This window comes from Sphingomonas sanguinis (assembly GCF_019297835.1).
Lineage (GTDB): Bacteria > Pseudomonadota > Alphaproteobacteria > Sphingomonadales > Sphingomonadaceae > Sphingomonas > Sphingomonas sanguinis_D.
Window position 1 is genome coordinate 298,067 of record NZ_CP079203.1, and the last position, 19,141, is coordinate 317,207.

Sequence of the window (19,141 nt, forward strand, 5' to 3'; positions counted from 1 at the left end):
GTTACAGCCTTTCGACGCCATCAAGGCGAAAAGGGGACGCTGATGATGGGATTACGATTTGCCGCGCTGATCGGCGCGCTATGCGTGTCGGCCCCCGCGCTGGCGCAGGATCGCGCGCCCCTCGTCCTCGCCGCGGCTAGCCTCCAGGAATCGATGACCGCCGCCGCCGATGCTTGGGCGAATAAGGGCCATCCGCGCCCGGTCATCTCCTTCGCAGCTTCCTCTGCACTGGCGCGACAGGTGCAGGCTGGCGGCAAGGCCGATCTGTTCGCCTCGGCGGATGAAGAATGGATGGACGTCCTGCAAAAGCAGGGGCTGCTTGCCGACAAGACCCGCAGCGCGTTTCTGGGCAACCGGTTGGTCGTCATCGCACCCATGGGCAAGGGCGGGCAGGTCACGACGCGCACTTTGGGTAAGACGCTGTCCGCAGGGCCGCTCGCCATGGCGGATACGGACAGCGTGCCAGCGGGCAAATACGGCAAGGCGGCGCTCGAAAAGCTGGGCGCCTGGGCCATGGTCGCACCGCATGTCGTGCGGGCCGAGAATGTCCGCGCCGCGCTCGCACTCGTCGAGCGGGGTGCCGCCCCCTATGGCATCGTCTATGCGACCGACGCCAAGGTATCGCCGCGCGTTCGCGTCGTTGGCATGTTCCCGGCGGCCAGCCATCCGCCGATCACCTATCCGCTCGCCCGGTTGAAGGCCTCGACCAACGTGGAAGGAGAAGGCTTCCGCCGCTTCCTCCTGTCAGGTGAGGGCAAGGAGATCTTCCGGCGCTACGGCTTTTCCACGCGATGACGCCGTGATTCTATCGGCCGAAGAATGGGGGATCGTTCGCCTGTCGCTGCTGGTCGGCGGCACGGCGATGCTCGTCACCTTGCCGATCGCCTTTATCCTGGCCTGGGCGCTGGCGCGGGGGCGGTTTCCGGGGCGGGTGTTGCTCGACGGGATCGTCCATCTGCCGCTCGTCGTGCCGCCGGTCGTGACCGGCTGGATATTGCTGCTCGCCTTCGGGCCGCAGGGTGTCTTCGGGCGCTGGCTGGCCGAGTGGTTCGGGGTGAGCGTGCTGTTCCGCTGGACGGGGGCGGCGATCGCGGCGGGCGTCATGGCACTGCCGCTGGTGGTACGCGCGATCCGCCTGTCGATCGAGGCGGTCGATCCCCGGCTGGAGCAGGCGGCGCGAACGCTGGGCGCGGGGCGGGCGCGGGTCTTTGCCACCATCACCCTGCCGCTCTGTGCGCCGGGTATCTTGGCTGGCCTGGTGCTGGGCTTCGCGCGGTCGATCGGCGAGTTCGGCGCGACGATCACCTTCGTCTCCAACGTGCCGGGTGAAACGGCGACCCTGCCGCTCGCTATCTATTCCGCGCTCCAGCGGCCGGGGGGTGAGGACATGGTGTGGCGGTTGGCGAGCGTCTCGGTCGTGCTGTCGCTGGTCGCACTGGTCGCCTCCGAATGGCTGGCACGGCGGATGGGGCGGGGGCTGCATGTCCTTTGACGTCGACGTCGCGGTGCGGCGCGGCGAAGGGCAGATCGCGGCGCGCTTCGCCACCGGGCCGGGCGCGACCGTGCTGTTCGGGCCGTCGGGGGTCGGCAAGACCACGATCCTGCAAATGATCGCCGGGCTGGTCCGACCGGAGCGCGGCCATGTCCGGGTCGCGGGCGAGACGCTGTTCGACGCCGCCGCCCGGATCGACGTCCGCCCCGAGCATCGCCGCATCGGCTATGTCTTTCAGGAGCCACGCCTGTTCCCGCATCGGCGGGTCGCGGCCAATCTGCGTTATGGCATGGGGCGGGGCGGGAGCGACTGGGACGGGGTCATTGCGATGCTGGGCATCGGCCATCTGCTCGACCGCTGGCCGCGCAGCCTTTCGGGCGGTGAGGCGCGACGGGTGGCGATCGGGCGGGCGTTGCTTAGCAACCCGCGTGTGTTGCTGCTGGATGAGCCGCTGTCGTCGCTCGACCGGGCGCGGCGGGGGGATATTCTGGACGCGCTGGAGGCAGTGCGCGACCGCAGCGGCATCCCGATCCTGATGGTGACACACGATCCCGAGGAAGCCGAACGGCTCGCCACCGCCATCGTTCGGCTCTAGCTGGCGGCTTTCGCAGGCGGCCTGGTACACCATAGGACGTGCGCGATCAGGCGGGGTTTGGGGCAGGCGCTCTCGGGCAGGGGAAGCGGGCATCCCGGCTGCCACAGCTTCAACCGGCGCAGGGTTTCGGGCATTTCCGAATCGATCGCCGCCAGCGGATTGCCGTCGCCGTAGCGCGTGCTGCTTCGATAGCGGAGGACGGGCGCATAGCGGCCGCTGGCGTTCATCCGGTTCACGGTGATCCAGAAGCCGAAGGGCGCGTCGGTCGTCGGTACCGCGGAGACGATCGCGCCGCGCAGGGGCCCCTTTTCGACGAAGCGGACCTCCTGATTGTTGTTGCGGCTGGTCTGCTGGCGAAAGACCGGCACGAAACGTTCGGCCTTCCGGTCATAGGACAGCGCCATGCGGCCGACCCGCTGGTCGCCATTGCCGCCATGGACGCTTGCAACCTGCACCCAGAGGAGCGCGCGATCGGCACCGGGGCGGACGATCTTCGCCACCTTGAGATAATGGGCTTCGTCGAACGGGTTGGGCTGTCCGGGGCTGGTCAGCAGGTCATCGAGCGCGGGGCGGCAGGTCTTGCCCCCGTCACGCGTGAGGCAGAGATGTAGCTTGCCCGGCGCGGTGTTGCCACCGGGGTCTTCGACATCCGGTCCCTGGGTCGCGAGCAGTCGCCAGCCGGGGGCAAGACTGGAAAGGTCGACGGGTGGCGGCGCGGCGGCAATAGCGGGCAACGCGAGCAGGGCAAGCCATGGAAGCGGGCGATGGGTGCCAAGACGTGCCTTCATGTGCCTTCCTCCCTCGGGGCCAATGTGCGTCAGGGCGGATGGCTCCCGCATGAAGCGGGTGTGACATTCCCGCCAGCACCGTCCGTGTCAGAACAGGGTCGTCAGCAGCACCCCGCCGATGATCGCAATCCCCGACAGGATCTGGCGCGCACCCAGTCGCTCGCGGAACAACCGGTGTCCGGCCATGGCGGCGATCGGCGCCTCGATGATGCCCAGCGCGCGAACCGGTGCGGCGGGCGACAGGGCCAGCGCGACGAACCAGCCTGCCGAAGCGCAGGCCCCGCACAGCCCCGCACCCAGCGACGGCCGCCAGCGCCGCGCGACTTCGACCAGCGTCGCCGGATCGCGCCAGGCAAGGATCAGGCCGAGCGCGACGGTCTGCATCGCCTGCACGACCGCCACGCAGACCAGCGCGGCGAAGACCGGATGGCCGGAATCGAGCGCCAGCGCGGCATGGCGAAAGGCGTTGAGCGAAAAGCCGAAGAACAGCCCCGAGGCCAGCCCCATCGCCGCCCCGATCAGCGAAGCGCGGCGCTGCTCGGGCGGTGGCCAGGACAAGGCGACCAGACCGATGGTGGTGATGGCGACACCGACCCAGGCCACGCCGCTGATCCGGTCGTGATAGACGATCAACCCAAGCAATGCCGCGAGCGGCAGCGAACTTTGCTGGAGCGCGGTGCCGACCGCGAAGCCGGACCGCTGCATCGCATCGAGCAGCGCAGCCGTCGCCAGCACTTGCGACGCGGCGCCGACGATCGCCGACAGCCAGAAAGCGCCGCTCCAGTGAAGATCGGCCCCCGGCATGACCAAATGGGCCAGCGTGACGAACAGGATCGAAAAGGGCAGGCCGAAAAGGAACCGCACCAGCGTCGCGCCCCATGGTCCCGAGGACGACATGACTCCGCGTTGCAGGGCGTTGCGACCGACCTGAAAGGTCGCGGCCGCGATGGTGGCGGGAATCCATAAGGGGTTCGTCATGGGTTTTGGTCCTGTCGGAGGGATCATGTCCGCCCCAAACGAAAAGAGCGGCCCGTTGCCGGACCGCTCCTTCGTGCTTCGTGGCCTGTCCTTGGATAGCTTGCACCATCCAAGGCGGTCCGCGTCTTAGCGCTTCGAGAACTGGAAGCTGCGACGCGCCTTGGCGCGGCCATACTTCTTACGCTCGACGGCGCGGCTGTCGCGGGTCAGGAAGCCAGCGGCCTTGACCGGCGCGCGCAGGATCGGCTCGTACTTGGTCAGCGCCTGGCTGATGCCGTGCTTGACCGCACCGGCCTGGCCCGACAGACCGCCGCCCTTGACGGTGCAGATCACGTCATACTGACCTTCGCGCTCGGTGATGCCGAACACCTGGTTGATGACGAGACGCAGCGTCGGACGTGCGAAATACACTTCCTGGTCACGACCGTTGATCGTGATCTTGCCCGAACCCGGCTTCAGCCAGACGCGAGCGACGGCGTCCTTACGACGGCCGGTCGCATAGGCGCGGCCGAACTTGTCCAGTTCCTGCTGACGCAGCGGGGTGGTGCTGACGCGCTCGGCAGGAGCGGCGGGCGCTTCACCGGCAGCGGCGGTCTGCGCCGGAGCGGCAGCGGCCTGCTGGTTCAGGGTGGCGCCGAGATCGGCGAGCGACTGGCGGTTATCGGACATTATGCGCCCACCTTGTTCTTGCGGTTCATCGACGCGATGTCGAGGACTTCGGGGTTCTGAGCGGCGTGCGGATGCTCGGTGCCGGCGAAGATACGCAGGTTGCGCATCTGCTGACGGCCCAGCGGGCCACGCGGGATCATACGCTCGACGGCCTTTTCCAGGACGCGCTCGGGGAAGCGGCCTTCCAGGACCTTGGCGGCGGTGATGCCCTTGATACCACCGGCGTAACCGGTGTGCTTATAGTACACCTTCTGACCCAGCTTGTTGCCGGTGAAGCGCACCTTGTCCGCGTTGATGACGATGACATTGTCACCGCAATCGACGTGCGGGGTGAACGACGTCTTGTGCTTGCCGCGCAGGATGTTCGCGATGATGGTGGCGGCACGGCCGACAACCAGACCGTCGGCGTCGACGATATGCCACTTCTTCTCCACCTCGTGCGGCTTGGCCGCCTTGGTGGTCTTCATGAGCGCCTTCATGGGCGTGAGACCTTTCGGTTTGAAATGCAACACGCCGCCCGTGAACCCGGGCGGCGCGAACGAGGGTCCAATGCTGGAGGCCCCCCAAAATGTCAAGCAAAGTGGGGCTTTGCTGACGGGTATTATAATACCTTATCGTTTTAACCAGTGCGTCCCAGCCGGTGCGCGGCGGCGGTTGCGGCGATCAGCAGCAGGGCGGCATTGGCCTGATGCGCGACCGCGATGTCGATCTGCACGCCCGACAGCAGGGTGGCGATGCCCAAGGCTATCTGCACCGCGACCAGCACGATCACCAGCCATCCGGCGCACAATGCGCCGCCCCGGATCGCGCGAGCCGCCATCCAGACGAGCATCCCCGCCGCCGCAAAGGCGAACCAGCGATGGGTGAACTGCACCACCACCGGATTGTCGAAGGCATTGGCGATAGCGGGCGACATCATCTGGGTACCCGCCGGAAACCACGCGTCCCCCATCAGCGGCCAGCTGGAAAAGGCATAGCCCGCATCCAGCCCGGCGGTCAGCGCGCCGAACATCAGCTGGACGAACAGAGTCAGCACCGCGCCTGCGCCGAGCCAAGTCAGCCGGGCAGGGGCCGCCAGCCGGTTGCGGTGCAGCGCCGTCAGGTCGAGCGCGGTCCACACGATGCCCGCCAGGATGAACAGCGCGGTCAGCAGATGGACGGTGAGCCGGATATGGCTGACATCGGTCCGCTCGACGAGACCCGAGGCGACCATCCACCAGCCGATCGCCCCCTGCAATCCGCCCAGCGCCAGCAGCGCGACGAGCCGCGGCTTGTAGCCCGCCGGAATCGCCTTGCGCGCCCAGAACCAGATCAGGGGCAGGGCAAAGGCCATGCCGATCACCCGGCCCAGCACGCGGTGGAGATACTCCCAGAAGAAGATCGCCTTGAACCCCGCCAGCGTCATATCGCGGTTGAAGGTCCAATATTCGGGGATGCGCTTGTAATTGGCGAACTCGGCCTGCCACTGCGCATCGGTCAGCGGCGGCACGATGCCGGTGATCGGCTTCCATTCGGTGATCGACAGGCCGCTATTGGTCAGGCGCGTGATGCCGCCGACCACGACCATGGCGACGATCAGCCCGGCGACCGCGAACAGCCAGCGGGCCAGGCTGCGGGGGCGGGCGGTGATCATGAAGGCGGGGCTCGGTTGCAGCATGACGCCATGATAGGGTCTCGCGCGCCCGCGCGATAGTGGACCGAATGCCCCGCCGCCCGAACCCCCGCCGCCCGGACCTTGCCCGTCGGGGCCGCACCGCCTAAATCCCCTCCATGGCGCATGCTCACACCCATCAGGAGCCCCAGGGGGCCGACCTCTCCGTTGCGGCCAAGGCCACGCTGGAGCGCGCGGGCGAGCAATGGACGGCGATGCGCGCCAGCGTGTTCGAGGCGCTGGCCGGGTTCGATAAGCCCGCCTCGGCCTATGATATCGCCGATGTCATGTCGCAGTCGCAGGGGCGGCGCGTGGCGGCGAACAGCGTCTATCGAATCCTCGACTTGTTCGTCGGCGCCAATCTGGCGCGGCGAGTGGAAAGCGCCAATGCCTATGTCGCCAATGCGCATCCCGACTGCCTGCACGACTGCATCTTCCTGGTCTGCGACAAGTGCGGGCAGATCACGCATATCGACGACGACCGCCTGACCGGCGCGGTCCGCGACGCCGCCGTGGGTGCGGGCTTTCGCCCCGAGCGTCCGGTGATCGAGGTGCGTGGGCGCTGCGCGGAGTGTCCGAAGGATTGAGCCCTTCTTTTCCTCCCCTGTGAGGGGAGGGGGGACCATGCGCAGCATGGTGGAGGGGTGTCCCGCTATCGAGAGGGTGACACCCCTCCCTCAGGGCTTTGCCCTGCCACCTCCCCTTGCAGGGGAGGAGTTTCACAGCGGTTCGCGTTGCCACTTTCTAATATTTTCCGGGCGAGAAAGCTTCTCCGTCTGCGGCTTCATGCGCCCTGCCTAACGCACGTATCATTTTGCAACATTGACACGAGCGCCAAAACAGGAAATGACTACTGGTAACGTTACCAGATAAAACAGAAACGAAAAGGGATGAGGATCATGATGAAGACGGGAATGCATACCCGGCGGCTGCGCTGTCGTGTGCTGGGGGCGGCCAGCCTGATGGTTCTGGCGGGCGGGATGATCGCCGCACCGGCCTGGGCGCAGGTTCCGCCGAACCAGGCAACGCAGGACACGTCATCCGATCAGGCGACCGTCCAGGCGGCCGCGCCTCAGGCGGATCAGACCGACGAAGCCCCGACCCGCGACATCATCGTGACCGGATCGCGCATCACCACCGGCGGCTTTACCGCGCCGACCCCGACCACGGTGATCGGCGAGGAACAGATCGCCGCCAACGCCCAGCCCAACGTCTTCACCACCGTCGCCCAGCTTCCCTCGCTCCAGGGTTCGACCGGCACCGCGACGAACACCTTCAGCACGTCGAGCGGGCAGCAGGGCCTCAGTTCCTTCTCGCTGCGCGGCGTCGGCGCGATCCGCACGCTGACCCTGCTCGACGGCCAGCGCGTCGTCGGCGCGAACGTGACCGGCGTGCCCGATATCAGCCTGTTCCCGCAGTTGCTGATCAAGCGGGTCGATGTCGTCAACGGCGGCGCTTCGGCCTCCTATGGCTCGGATGCGGTCGGCGGTGTGGTCAACTTCATCACCGATACCCGGTTCAAGGGGATCAAGGGCAATATCCAGGGCGGCGTCACCACCTATGGCGACGATCAGCAGGTGCTGGTCCAGTTGGCGGGCGGCACCAGCCTGTTGAACGACAGCCTGCATGTGATCGCCAGCACCGAATATGCGCATGAGGACGGCGTCGGCGGCGGCGACTTCGGCATCGGTCTGGCGAACGGCCGCGACTGGTTCCGTCAGTCGACGCTGATCAACCGCAACGTCCTGAACGACGGGTCGCCGCAATATCTGTTCCGCGACTATGCCCAGTCCTATAATTACACCAAATACGGCCTGATCACCGCTGGGCCGCTTCAGGGCATTGCGTTCGACCAGTCGGGCAACCCGTTCCAGTTCCAATATGGCTCGAACGGCGTGCCCGCGCGCGACGCGGCGGGCAATGTCCGGGGCTGTCTGCCCGGCTTCTGCCAGGGCGGCGACCTGTCCGGCAACGTCGATGCGGGCCGCTCGCTCCAGTCGAAGATCCAGCGCGTCAACAGCTATGGCCGCATCGGCTATGACTTCGCGCCCAATGGCGAAATCTACGGCACGATCAATATCGGCCAGGTCAAGACCAACAACCAGCCGGTCGGCGGGCAGAACCGCCCGAACCTGACCATCCAGTGCGCCAACCCTTATGTCCCCGCGCTGGTCAAGGCGCAGTGCGCGACGGCGGGCATCACCAATTTCCAGTACGGCACCAGCAACGCCGCGCTGGGCAACACCCAGGTCTATACCGATCGCCGCCAGTTCCGCTTCGTCGCGGGCGCCAAGGGGCGTGAGGCGGTGCTCGGATCCGACTGGTCGTACGACATGTATTACGAGCACGGCACCAATTATACGGATGTTGATGTCAGCAACATCATGCTGTCGCGCCGCTTCAACCAGGCGATCAACGCGACCACGCTGAACGGCGCGATCGTCTGCGCCGATGCGACCGCGCGGGCGAACGGGTGTCAGCCGCTCAACATCTTCGGCGGCAATCCCTCGGCGGCGGCGATCGGCTATATCATGCCGCAATACGGGCCCTATCAGCGGACCCGCCAGACGCAGGACGTCATCAGCCTGAACTTCTCGGGCTCGCCCTTCTCGTCCTGGGCCGGGCCGGTATCGATCGCGTTCGGCGGCGAGTTCCGCCACGAATTCTACCGCGTGCGCGCCGATCCCTATGGCGCGGGCTTTGCCAACACCCCGGCCAATGCCAATTATCCCGCCGACCCCGCGCTGCTGGCGGACGGCAACAACTGGTATGCGGGCAATTACAAGAACGGGACCGGCGCCTATAGCGTCAAGGAAGCGTTCGTCGAAGCCGACCTGCCGATCATCAATTCGGATGCCGGTGGCCGCGCCAACATCAACGGCGCGGTGCGCGTCACCGACTACAGCACCTCGGGCACGGTCTGGGCGTGGAAGATCGGCGGCACCTGGGACCTGCCGGTCGATGGCCTGCGCATCCGTGGCGTGACCTCGCGCGATGTCCGTGCGCCCAACCTGTCGGAGCTGTTCGCCGCGCCCGTCACCACGACGCTGCCGGGCTTTTTCGATCCGTTCCGCAACGTCAATGTGCTGGCGCTTCAGAACACGATCGGCAACGTCAACCTGACGCCCGAAATCGCACGTAACACGACGCTGGGCATCGCCTTCTCCAACTCGCAGGCGATCCCGGGCCTCAGCCTGTCGGTCGACTATTACAAGATCAAGATCACCGACGTCATCTCCAGCCTGGGCGCGCAGGACATCGTCAACCTGTGCTACCTCAATATCGCGCCAGAGACCTGCGGCGTGTTCAACCTGAACAACCCCAACGGCCCGAACTTCATCAACGTCCAGTCGTTCAACCTGGCGTCGATCCTGACCGACGGCTTCGATATCGAGGCGAGCTATCGCTGGCGCAATCCGCTGGGCCTGCCGGGCAGCCTGACGCTGCGCGCGCTGGCGACCAATATCCGCCGCTTCATCACCGACACCGGCCTGCCGAACACGATCCCGAACGACACGGCGGGCGTGAACATCGGCAACACGCCCAAGTGGAAGTGGCTGGCGGTGCAGACCTATGCCACCGACGACTGGTCGCTGCTGCTTCAGGAGCGCTGGTTCAGCGACGGTAAGCTCGGCAATCAATATATCGAATGCACCACCGGCTGCCCCGCCTCGACCGCGAACCGGCCGACCATCGACAACAACTTCATTCCCGGCGCCTTCTATTTCGACATTGGCGGCACCTATAACGTTAGCAAGGCGGTGACGGCCTATTTCAAGGTCGACAACGTGTTCAACCGCGACCCGGCCCGCTCGCCCTATTTCGTCAATCCGGCGCTGTATGACGTACTCGGGCGGGTGTTCCGCGCGGGTGTCCGCTTCAATTTCTGACGGGAACGAAGACCATGACGATGTTGCGGACGATCGCGTCCCTTATGCTGCTGGCCGTGTCGGGGGCTGCGCTGGCGGCCGACCGGCCGGGGAGCAACCCGATCATCCGCGACAAGTTCACGGCGGACCCCGCGCCGCTGGTCGTGGGGGATCGGCTGTACCTCTATGTCGGGCATGACGAAGCGCAGCGCGACGAGATGTTCAACATGAAGGAGTGGCTGGTCTATTCCACCACCGACATGAAGCATTGGACGCCGCACGAGCCCATCATGAACGTAAAGGACTTCAAATGGGCCAAGAAGGACGCCTGGGCCAGCCAAGCGATCTACAAGAACGGCAAATACTGGTTCTACGCCGCCGTCGAGCATGACAATAGCCATCCGGGCAAGGCCATCGCCGTCGCCGTATCCGACAAGCCGACCGGCCCCTTCGTAGATGCCAAGGGATCGGCGCTCATCACCAACGAGATGACGCCAAAGGGGACGCATAGCTGGGAAGACATCGATCCGACCGTCATGACCGACGATGACGGTACGACCTGGATCGCGTGGGGCAACCGGCAATGCTATATCGCCAAGCTGAAGCCCAACATGATCGAGATCGACGGCCCGATCGCCGAGATCACCCCGCCGCATTTCGAAGAGGGGCCTTGGCTGCACAAGCGCGGCAAGCTCTATTACCTCACCTATGCCTCGCTCGACCGGACGACGCAGCGGGACGAGCATGTCTCCTACGCCACCGCGCCGTCGCTGAAGGGGCCGTGGACCTATCGCGGGCTGCTGACCGGATCGGGCAAGTACAGCTTCACCATCCATCCGGGAATCGCCGACTTCAAGGGTAAGTCGTACCTGTTCCTGCACAATGCGAACCTCGCCATCGGCGACCAGAGCGGTGCGATCGGACGGCGCGCGGTGACGGTCGAGCGGCTTTATTATAATCCGGATGGAACGATGAAGCCGGTGGTGCAGACCGACGCCGGTGTTTCGGCGGCGCGGTAGGGGTGGGATGGTCGTGTTATCGCCGCCTCGAACGGGGCGGCATCCTCCATCATATTCCTCCCCTGCAAGGGGAGGGGGACCATGCGCAGCATGGTGGAGGGGTGTCTCGCTATCGAGAGGGCGAGACACCTCCGTCAGGCCTGCGGCCTGCCACCTCCCCTTACAGGGGAGGAATAGAGTTACGAACGCGGCGGGGCGGTGGAGTCGCGTTCGATCAGCTGGTGCTCCAGCACCGTGACACGCGGCTGGCCGTTCGGTGCCGGAACCCCGCCGCGAATTTCCTGGATCAGCCTCTGCAACGCCTCGGTCGCCAGCGCGCGGACCGGTTGGTGGATGGTGGTCAGCGGCGGCCAGAGCGTCGTCGCGGCGGTGCTGTCGTCGAAGCCCACCACGGTCAGATCGCCCGGCACGTCCAGATGCCGCCGATGCGCGACCGAGACGATCGCGGCGGCCATGTCGTCGTTGCTGGCGAAGATCGCGGTCGGCGGACTTTCGCCGCCGAGCAGCGTCTCGCCCGCCGTCAGGCCCGAGGCATAGCTGTAATCGCCCTGGACGACCCGCGTTTCCAGCCCGCCTTCCTCCTCGACCGCGCGGCTAAAGCCCGCCAGACGCTCGATACTGGCCGACTGGCCGGGATTGCCATGGACGAAGCCGATGCGGCGATGGCCCAGCCCGATCAGGTGGCGGGTCATGTCATAGGCAGCGCGCGCATTGTCGATCCAGACGGACACGGCATCGGGCGCGACGCCGCCGATCACCGCCATGGGCAGCCCCGCCGCGCGGATGATGTCGCGCACGAAGTCGGACTCGCCGAGCGGCGGCGCCAGGATGACGCCTGCGATCCGCTGCTCGATCAGCCCCTCGATCGCCTCGCGCGCGGGCGGGCGGCCCTGTTCGCCCTTCAGCAGGAACAGCTGCGCCGCGCGGGTCGAGGCTTCCTCGAACACGCCGACCAGCAGCTCGCTCATGAAGGCGGCGCTGGGGTTGGAATAGATGACGCCGATGCGGATCTCGCTCGACGTGACCAGGCTGCGCGCCATCAGATTGGGTGTGTAGTTCAGCCGCTTGATGACCTCGCGAACGTGCGCCCGCACCTCGTTGCGGACGCCCGCATCGCCGTTGATGACGCGCGAGACGGTCATGGGCGAGACACCCGCCTCCTTGGCCACGTCGATGATGGTCACGCCGCGCGGGCGCCGTCGGGTCTTCGTCAAGGTCATCCTGTCGCGTCATCGGGCTTCACGCTATGCCGATGTTCGCCGACAGCCGTGCCCCGGCAGAGGCCGACAGGTCAATGGGAACGACATATGGCGAACAGGCCGAAGGACCGCATGTGAAGGGTTTTCCCTATATCCGCTGGACGATCATCGCCCTGTTCGTGGGCGCGATGGTCATCAACTATCTGACGCGCAGCATCCTGGGCGTCGCCGCGCCCGCGATCATGGCCGAGCAGCATATCAGTTCCGAACAATATAGCTGGATCACCGGCGCCTTTCAGTTCGGCATCATGTTCCAGCCGGTGGCGGGTTATCTGCTCGACCTGATCGGCCTGAAGATCGGCTTCACCCTGTTCGTCGCGGTGTGGTCGTGCATCACCATCGGCCATGGCTTCGCCAATGGCTGGCTGAGCTTTGCCGGTCTTCGCGGCGCGCTCGGGCTGGTCGAGGGATCGGCGCAACCGGCGGGCATGAAGGTCGTCGCGGAGTGGTTTCCGGCGCGCGAGCGCGGGGTGGCGGGCGGCATCTATCAGATCGGGGCCTCGTTCGGTGCGGTCTTCGCGCCCCCGCTCGTCGCCTGGGCGGTCTTCCACCATAGCTGGCGTGCGGCGTTCTTCGTGGCGGGCGGGCTGGGGCTGCTCTGGGTACTGGCCTGGCTGTTCTGGTACGCGCCGCCCGCGCGCCACCGGGCCCTGTCCGCGCGCGAGCGGACGTTGATCGTCGAGGGACAGGAAGCCGCGCTCGTCAAGCAGCGCCGCCGTCCGCCGCTGGGCGAGCTGTTGCGCCGTCGCAATCTCTGGGCGATCGCGGCGGCGCGGTTCCTGGCCGATCCGGTCTGGGGCATGCTGTCGCTGTGGATGCCGCTCTATCTCGTCCAGGCGCGGCATTTCGACCTGACCCAGATCGCGATGTTCGCCTGGCTGCCCTTCCTGGCCGCCGATCTGGGGTGCCTGTTCGGTCCGGCGGTCGTCGCCTTCCTGCAGCGGCGCGACGTCAACCTGATCGACGCGCGGCGCGGCGCCTTTACTCTGGGCGCGGTGCTGATGACGGGCATGATGTTCGTCGGCAGCGTCAACAGCCCCGTCGCCGCCGTCGCGCTGCTGTGTCTGGGCGGTTTCGCGCACCAGACGCTGTCGGTCACCGTCATCACGTTATGCTCGGACCTGTTCCCGCAGGATCAGGTCGCGACCGCGACGGGCGTGTCGGGCACGGCGGCCAATCTGGGCGTCCTGATCTTCACCCTGACGCTCGGCTCGCTGGTCGATCAGGTCGGCTATCAGCCCTTCTTCATCCTGCTGGGCCTGCTCGATCTGGCGGGCGCGGCTCTCCTCTGGACCTTGGTGCGCAAACCCGCATGACCCCGAACAATCCCATCCTGCCGGGCTTCAACCCCGATCCCTCGATCGTGCGCGTCGGCGAGGATTACTATATCGCGACCTCGACCTTCGAATGGTATCCGGGTGTCCAGATTCATCACAGCCGCGATCTGGTGAACTGGACGCTGGTCGCCCGGCCGTTGGCGCGCGCCACCCAGCTCGACATGCGCGGCAATCCGGATTCCTGCGGGGTGTGGGCTCCCGACCTCACTTACGCCGACGGACGTTTCCACCTGATCTTCACCGATGTGAAGCGCTATGGCCGCACCACCGTCGACGGCGCCAAGGGCGCGTCGCTTCGCGACTTCCACAATTACTGGGTTTCGTGCGACCGGATCGACGGCGCGTGGACGGATGCCGTCTATCTCAACAGCAGCGGCTTCGACCCCGCATTGTTCCATGACGATGACGGTCGCAGCTGGCTGCTCAACATGCTGTGGGACCATCGGCCCGACCGCAAGCGCTTCGCCGGGATCGTGATCCAGCAGATGGATATGGACACCGGTCGCCTGCTCGGCGAGCGTCGCCGCATCTTCGACGGCACGCCGCTGGGCTTTACCGAGGGGCCGCATCTCTACAAGCGCGACGGCTGGTATCACCTGTTGGTTGCCGAGGGCGGGACCGAGCGCGGTCATGCCGTGACGATGGCACGGTCGCGCGATCTGTTCGGGCCCTATGAGGTGCATCCCGACGGCCCGGTGCTGACCGCGCGCGACACGCCCGACGCACCGCTGCAACGTACCGGTCATGGCGATCTGGTCGAGACACCGGAGGGCGAGACGTGGATGGCCTATCTGTGCGGCCGCCCGCTGCCCGTCAGCAATCGCTGCGTGCTGGGGCGCGAGACGGCGATCCAGCGTATGGAGTGGGGCGCGGACGGCTGGCTGCGCTGTGCCGAGCGCACGCCGGTGGCCGCCAACCCCGCGCCGGTCGAGGCACGGAACCGGTTCGACGGCCCTACGCTGCCCGCCGCCTTCCAATGGCTGCGCACGCCCGAATCGGAACATATCTTCAGCCTGACCGAGCGCCCCGGCCATTTACGGCTCTTCGGACGCGAGACGATCGGCAGCCATTTCGAGCAGGCGCTGGTCGCCCGCCGCCAGACCGCCTTTTGCTATGACGTGCGAACGCTCGTCGATTACGAGCCGGAGCATTTCCAGCAGGCGGCCGGGATCGTCGCCTATTACAACAGCACCAAATATCATTTTCTCCAGATCACGGCAGGGGATGCGGGCGAGAAGCTCGTCCAGGTCCTGTCGGTCCTGCCAAACGGCGAGGGGCAAAGCCTGATGGGGCCCGCCGTCCCGGCTCCCGCAGGCCCGCTCGAATTGCGGGCGGTGGTCGATCATGAGGCGTTGCGCTTCGCCTTCCGGGCCGAAGGGGCGACGAAATGGACCTGGCTGTCCCGGGATTTCGATGCCTCCATCCTCTCCGACGAGGCGACGCTGGCGGGTCTGCCCAATTTTACCGGCGCCTTTGTCGGTATGGCGTGTCAAGACATGAGCGGTTCGGGCCACCCCGCCGACTTCCAATATTTCCATTATGTCGAGCGGCTTGGCGACGATTGATCGGATCGCTGGAATGATTGGCCAGACCAATATGGACAGGCCGCTTTCCAGCGGTTAAGCTTGCCCCAGACACCGGCGCCGCGATGCGTACGGAGAGGCTAGGGGAGTGACGGGCTTGCGGGTACGCAATCTGCGCTGGTGGATCGTTGCGCTGATCTGCGCGGGGACGATCGCCAATTATCTGGCGCGCAACAGCCTGGGCGTCCTCGCGCCCGAGCTGAAGTCCGCGCTGCACATGTCGACGCAGCAGTACAGCTATGTCGTTGGTGCGTTCCAGCTTGCCTATACGATCATGCAGCCGGTGGCGGGGGCGTTCATCGACCGCTTCGGCCTGCGCGCCGGGTTCGCATTGTTCGGCCTCGCCTGGTCGGCGGCGAACATGATGCATGCGCTCGCGATCGGCTGGGTCAGCCTGGCCATCTATCGCGGCATATTGGGCCTGTTCGAGTCCGCCGCCATCCCCTCGGGCATCAAGGCGGTGGCCGAGTGGTTCCCGGCGCGAGAACGCTCGGTGGCGGTCGGCTGGTTCAACGCGGGCACGTCGCTCGGCGCACTGATCGCGCCGCCCGTAGTGGTGGCCGTCGCGCTCTGGGCCGACTGGCGCACCGCATTTCTTGTCACCGGCGGGGTCGGCATCTTCTGGGCGGCCGCCTGGTACGTCTTCTATCGCTCGCCCGACGATCACCCCGCGATCACGCCCGAGGAAAAGGCGATGATCGCGGTCGAAAAGCCCAAGGGGCCGGTCCAGCGCGCCAAGGCGAAGGACATTCTACGCACCTCGCGCTTCTGGGTGATCGCGGTGCCGCGTTTCCTGGCCGAACCGGCCTGGCAGACCTTCAGCTTCTGGATCCCGCTCTACCTCGCCAGCGAGCGCGGCATGGACCTGAAGCAGATCGCATTGTTCGCCTGGCTGCCCTTCCTGGCGGCGGATGTCGGCGGCATCCTGGGCGGCTATCTGTCGCCCTGGCTGATGAAGCGTGGCGTCACGCTGATCCCGTCGCGCGTGGCGGGCGTGGCGCTGGGCGCGGTGCTGATGATCGCGCCGGGGTGTATCGGGCTGGCCGCCAGCCCCTATACCGCGATCGCCCTGTTCTGCATCGGCGGCTTTGCGCATCAGATGATCTCCGGCCTGATCAACACCCTGTCCGCCGATGTGTTCGCGCCCGCAGAAGTCGGCACCGCCAATGGCTTTATCGGCCAAGCAGGCTGGATCGGCGGGCTGCTCTTCTCGCTGCTGATCGGGCAATTGGCCGATACGGTCGGCTATGCCCCGCTCTTTGCCGTGCTCGCGGTCTTCGACCTGATCGGGGCGGCGGTGCTCATCATCTTCATCCGGCGGCTGACGCCGTTCGCCACCAACCCCGTGACTCAGGAGCCCGGCCAATGAGGCGCGCCACCCTTTCCCAGCCGCCCCGCTTCGCCGTCACCGGCCGTTCGCGCGGATTTCTTACCCTGACCGCCGATACCGGTGCGGTCGCGCATCTCTTCGTGCTGGAGGAGGACCTGATGCGCCTCTTGCTGCTGGCCGAGGGGCGCGTGACCAGCCCGCCAAGCTGGGCCATCGCGCCGGGGGCCGAGGATATCGCCGAGCCGGGGCGCGACCGGATGGACGTGTCCGGCTTCGCCTGCCCCGACTTCACTTGCGAGGAAGCGGACGGCACCCTGATCGTCGCGACCGAGCGGCTTCGTGTCACCCTGACCCTCGTTGGTCTGCACGGACGCTGGGAACAGCGGGCGGGCGAGGGCTGGCACGTCATCACGCAGGACCGCCCGACCCAGGCCTATGACTTTGGCTGGTGGGACGGCCGTGCGCATCATTATGCCGCGCGGACGCCGGGCGAGCGCTTCTTCGGGCTGGGCGACCGCACCGGCGACACCGACCGGGCCGGGCGGCGCTTCCGGCTGACCAATGTCGATCCGATGGGCTTCGATGCCGAGACCAGCGATCCGCTCTACAAGTCGATCCCCTATCTGCTGGTCGCCGATGCCGAGGGGCGGTGCCATGGCGAGTTTTACGACACCGTCGCCGACGTCACCTTCGACCTGGGGCAGGAACTCGACAATTATCACGGCCTGTACCGTCATGTCGTGGCGGACGCAGGCGACGTCGATCGCTGGATCCTCGCCGGGCCGGACCCGCTGGCGGTGACGCGGCGCTTTACCTGGCTGACCGGCCGCCCGGCGCTGATGCCGCGCTGGTCATTGGGTTATTCGGGGTCGACCATGACCTATACCGATGCGCCCGATGCGGCGGCGCAGATGGCGGGATTTCTGGCGCTGTGCGAGCGGCACGATCTGGGCTGCACCTCCTTCCACCTGTCGTCGGGCTACACCTCGATCGGCGACAAGCGGTACGTCTTCCACTGGAACCGCGACAAATTCCCCGATCCCGCCGCCTTCGTCGCTTCCTATGCCGAGGCGGGTGTCCGGCTGGTCCCCAATATCAAGCCCGCCCTGCTGCGCAGCCACCCGCGTTATGACGAGGTGGCGGCCGCCGGACTGTTCGTCGCAGACACGGACGGTCAGCCGGTCGAGGCGCAATTCTGGGACGAGGTCGGCAGCTATATCGACATGACCAGGCCACAGGCGGCGGCGTGGTGGCGCGATCAGGTGACGTCGGCGCTGCTCGACCATGGCATGGAGGCGACGTGGAACGACAACAACGAATATGAGCTGTGGGACGCCCGTGCGATGGTCGACGGCTTCGGTCAGCCCCGCCCGGCGTCGGAGATGCGCCCGGTCCAGCCGATCCTGATGACCCGCGCCTCGCGTCAGGCGCAGGTCGCCGCGCGGCCCGATACCCGGCCCTATGTCGTCACCCGCTCGGGCATGGCGGGGCTGCATCGCTATGCGCAGACCTGGTCGGGGGATAACCGGACCGCGTGGAAGACGATCCGCTACAATGCGCGCCAGTCGATCGGCCTCGCCCTGTCGGGCGTGTCGAACAGCGGGCATGACGTGGGCGGCTTTTCCGGCCCCGCGCCGTCGCCCGAGCTGCTGATCCGCTGGGTGCAGGCGGGGGTGCTGATGCCCCGGTTCAGCATCCATAGCTGGAATGACGATCGCACGGTCAACGAGCCCTGGATGTATCCGGAGGTGCTGCCCGCGATGCACCGCCTGATGGCGTTGCGGCAGACGCTGATCCCGTTCTTCTACGACCTGCTGCATCGCTATCACGCCGATTACGAGCCGATGATCCGCCCGCTCTGGGCGGACTTCCCGCAGGACCCGGCAAGCTGGGGCGAACGCGACGAGCATATGCTGGGACCGGACGCCCTTGCCGCACCGGTGATGGACGAAGGGGCGGAGCGCCGTTCGGTACAGCTGCCAAGCGGAGTGGAATGGGTCCATGTCTGGACCGGCGAGCGTTTTGCCGGTGGGGAGGCTGCGGATGTCGCGGCACCGCTCGATAGCCCGCCGCCGTTGTTCGCGCGGGGCGGGTCGGCGATGCTGGTCGATCTCGCCCGGGGCGGCTGGCGACCCGAACCCTATCGCCGTGGGCTGTGGCTCTTCCCGCCCTCGACCGGGGCCGTCCGCTGGACCGGCATGGACGATAGCGGCGACGGCCATGGCCCGGTCACGAGCTGGCATCTGACCGGCCAAGCCGATGCGGAGCGGGTCGTCGTGACCCTGTCGCGCGACGGGGAAGGGGAGGGTGGCATGACCCTGCTGCTGCCGCCGGGTGACGATCGGATTCTGATCGTCGAGGGCGCGGATACTATGCCGGTCGAACAGGACGGACGGCGTGGCCTTCACCTGACCGTTTGATGCGGATTGACATTGATGCTCCCCCCTTATCCCTCTCCCCTGGATAGGGGAGAGGGTTAGCGAAGCTTGCCAGCGTGCTGGCTAGCGCAGCTTGGGTGAGGGGTTGAGCGAGCCACCGGCTCGCGCGCTCGCTTACGCGAGCGCTGCACCC

The 19,141-nt window shown here is 66.5% G+C and carries 16 protein-coding genes; 10 read left to right on the plus strand and 6 right to left on the minus strand.

Features of this window, described 5'->3' with window-relative positions; genetic code table 11:
* Positions 1–42: 42 nt before the first annotated feature.
* Genes modA through KV697_RS01280 form a run of 3 tightly spaced genes read left to right on the plus strand, consistent with a single transcriptional unit; the run spans position 43 to position 2,087 of the window.
* The gene (gene modA / locus KV697_RS01270) at positions 43–795 is read left to right on the plus strand and encodes a molybdate ABC transporter substrate-binding protein (protein WP_219019777.1); all 753 of its coding nucleotides are present in this window, start codon (positions 43–45) and stop codon (positions 793–795) included.
* Between the two features lie 7 nt (positions 796–802).
* On the plus strand, positions 803–1,492 hold the full coding sequence (gene modB, locus KV697_RS01275) for a molybdate ABC transporter permease subunit (protein ID WP_219021161.1): 690 nt from the start codon (positions 803–805) through the stop codon (positions 1,490–1,492).
* Positions 1,482–2,087, plus strand: a complete 606-nt coding sequence (locus KV697_RS01280; RefSeq protein ID WP_219019778.1) for an ATP-binding cassette domain-containing protein — start codon at positions 1,482–1,484, stop codon at positions 2,085–2,087. Before modB ends, KV697_RS01280 begins: the two co-directional genes overlap by 11 nt.
* Here KV697_RS01280 and KV697_RS01285 read toward each other — a convergent pair.
* From KV697_RS01285 to KV697_RS01305, 5 genes are all read right to left on the minus strand, one after another.
* The gene (locus KV697_RS01285) at positions 2,084–2,875 is read right to left on the minus strand and encodes a hypothetical protein (RefSeq protein ID WP_219019779.1); all 792 of its coding nucleotides are present in this window, start codon (positions 2,873–2,875) and stop codon (positions 2,084–2,086) included. The two genes, KV697_RS01280 and KV697_RS01285, sit on opposite strands and share 4 nt — an antisense overlap.
* Before the next feature lie 87 nt (positions 2,876–2,962).
* Positions 2,963–3,853 carry a DMT family transporter gene (locus tag KV697_RS01290; RefSeq protein WP_219019780.1) on the minus strand — a complete coding sequence of 297 codons (891 nt, stop codon included), beginning with the start codon at positions 3,851–3,853 and terminating at the stop codon, positions 2,963–2,965.
* A gap of 126 nt (positions 3,854–3,979) precedes the next feature.
* The gene (rpsI, locus tag KV697_RS01295; protein WP_175311017.1) at positions 3,980–4,522 is read right to left on the minus strand and encodes a 30S ribosomal protein S9; all 543 of its coding nucleotides are present in this window, start codon (positions 4,520–4,522) and stop codon (positions 3,980–3,982) included.
* The gene (rplM, locus tag KV697_RS01300) at positions 4,522–5,001 is read right to left on the minus strand and encodes a 50S ribosomal protein L13 (RefSeq protein WP_042488064.1); all 480 of its coding nucleotides are present in this window, start codon (positions 4,999–5,001) and stop codon (positions 4,522–4,524) included. The genes rpsI and rplM overlap by 1 nt, the downstream gene beginning before the upstream one ends.
* A gap of 140 nt (positions 5,002–5,141) precedes the next feature.
* A complete protein-coding gene (locus KV697_RS01305; protein WP_257575516.1) occupies positions 5,142–6,179 on the minus strand; it encodes a COX15/CtaA family protein in 1,038 nt (345 codons plus the stop codon).
* A gap of 113 nt (positions 6,180–6,292) precedes the next feature.
* Between KV697_RS01305 and KV697_RS01310 the strand changes: the two genes are divergently transcribed.
* The 3 genes from KV697_RS01310 to KV697_RS01320 all read left to right on the plus strand — a co-directional run bounded on the left by KV697_RS01310 (position 6,293) and on the right by KV697_RS01320 (position 11,061).
* On the plus strand, positions 6,293–6,760 hold the full coding sequence (locus tag KV697_RS01310; protein WP_219019781.1) for a Fur family transcriptional regulator: 468 nt from the start codon (positions 6,293–6,295) through the stop codon (positions 6,758–6,760).
* A gap of 312 nt (positions 6,761–7,072) precedes the next feature.
* Positions 7,073–10,063 (plus strand): TonB-dependent receptor plug domain-containing protein, encoded by a 2,991-nt coding sequence (locus tag KV697_RS01315; protein WP_374011379.1) that lies wholly within the window; start codon positions 7,073–7,075, stop codon positions 10,061–10,063.
* A 14-nt stretch (positions 10,064–10,077) separates the two neighbouring features.
* Entirely contained in the window at positions 10,078–11,061 is a 984-nt protein-coding gene (locus KV697_RS01320; RefSeq protein WP_219019782.1) for a glycoside hydrolase family 43 protein, read from the plus strand.
* Between the two features lie 179 nt (positions 11,062–11,240).
* Here the strand turns inward: KV697_RS01320 and KV697_RS01325 are convergent, their stop codons facing one another.
* Positions 11,241–12,281 carry a LacI family DNA-binding transcriptional regulator gene (locus tag KV697_RS01325; protein ID WP_219019783.1) on the minus strand — a complete coding sequence of 347 codons (1,041 nt, stop codon included), beginning with the start codon at positions 12,279–12,281 and terminating at the stop codon, positions 11,241–11,243.
* Positions 12,282–12,307: 26 nt separating this feature from the next.
* Here KV697_RS01325 and KV697_RS01330 point away from each other — a divergent pair, with 26 nt between their 5' ends.
* The 4 genes from KV697_RS01330 (at position 12,308) to KV697_RS01345 (ending at position 18,990) form a co-directional block, all read left to right on the plus strand.
* Entirely contained in the window at positions 12,308–13,636 is a 1,329-nt protein-coding gene (locus tag KV697_RS01330; protein WP_257575518.1) for an MFS transporter, read from the plus strand.
* Positions 13,633–15,222 (plus strand): glycoside hydrolase family 43 protein, encoded by a 1,590-nt coding sequence (locus KV697_RS01335; RefSeq protein ID WP_219019784.1) that lies wholly within the window; start codon positions 13,633–13,635, stop codon positions 15,220–15,222. The genes KV697_RS01330 and KV697_RS01335 overlap by 4 nt, the downstream gene beginning before the upstream one ends.
* A gap of 115 nt (positions 15,223–15,337) precedes the next feature.
* Positions 15,338–16,609: an MFS transporter gene (locus KV697_RS01340; protein ID WP_219019785.1), complete on the plus strand. Its 1,272-nt coding sequence runs from the start codon at positions 15,338–15,340 to the stop codon at positions 16,607–16,609.
* Positions 16,606–18,990 carry a glycoside hydrolase family 31 protein gene (locus KV697_RS01345; RefSeq protein ID WP_219019786.1) on the plus strand — a complete coding sequence of 795 codons (2,385 nt, stop codon included), beginning with the start codon at positions 16,606–16,608 and terminating at the stop codon, positions 18,988–18,990. The genes KV697_RS01340 and KV697_RS01345 overlap by 4 nt, the downstream gene beginning before the upstream one ends.
* Positions 18,991–19,141: the final 151 nt, after the last annotated feature.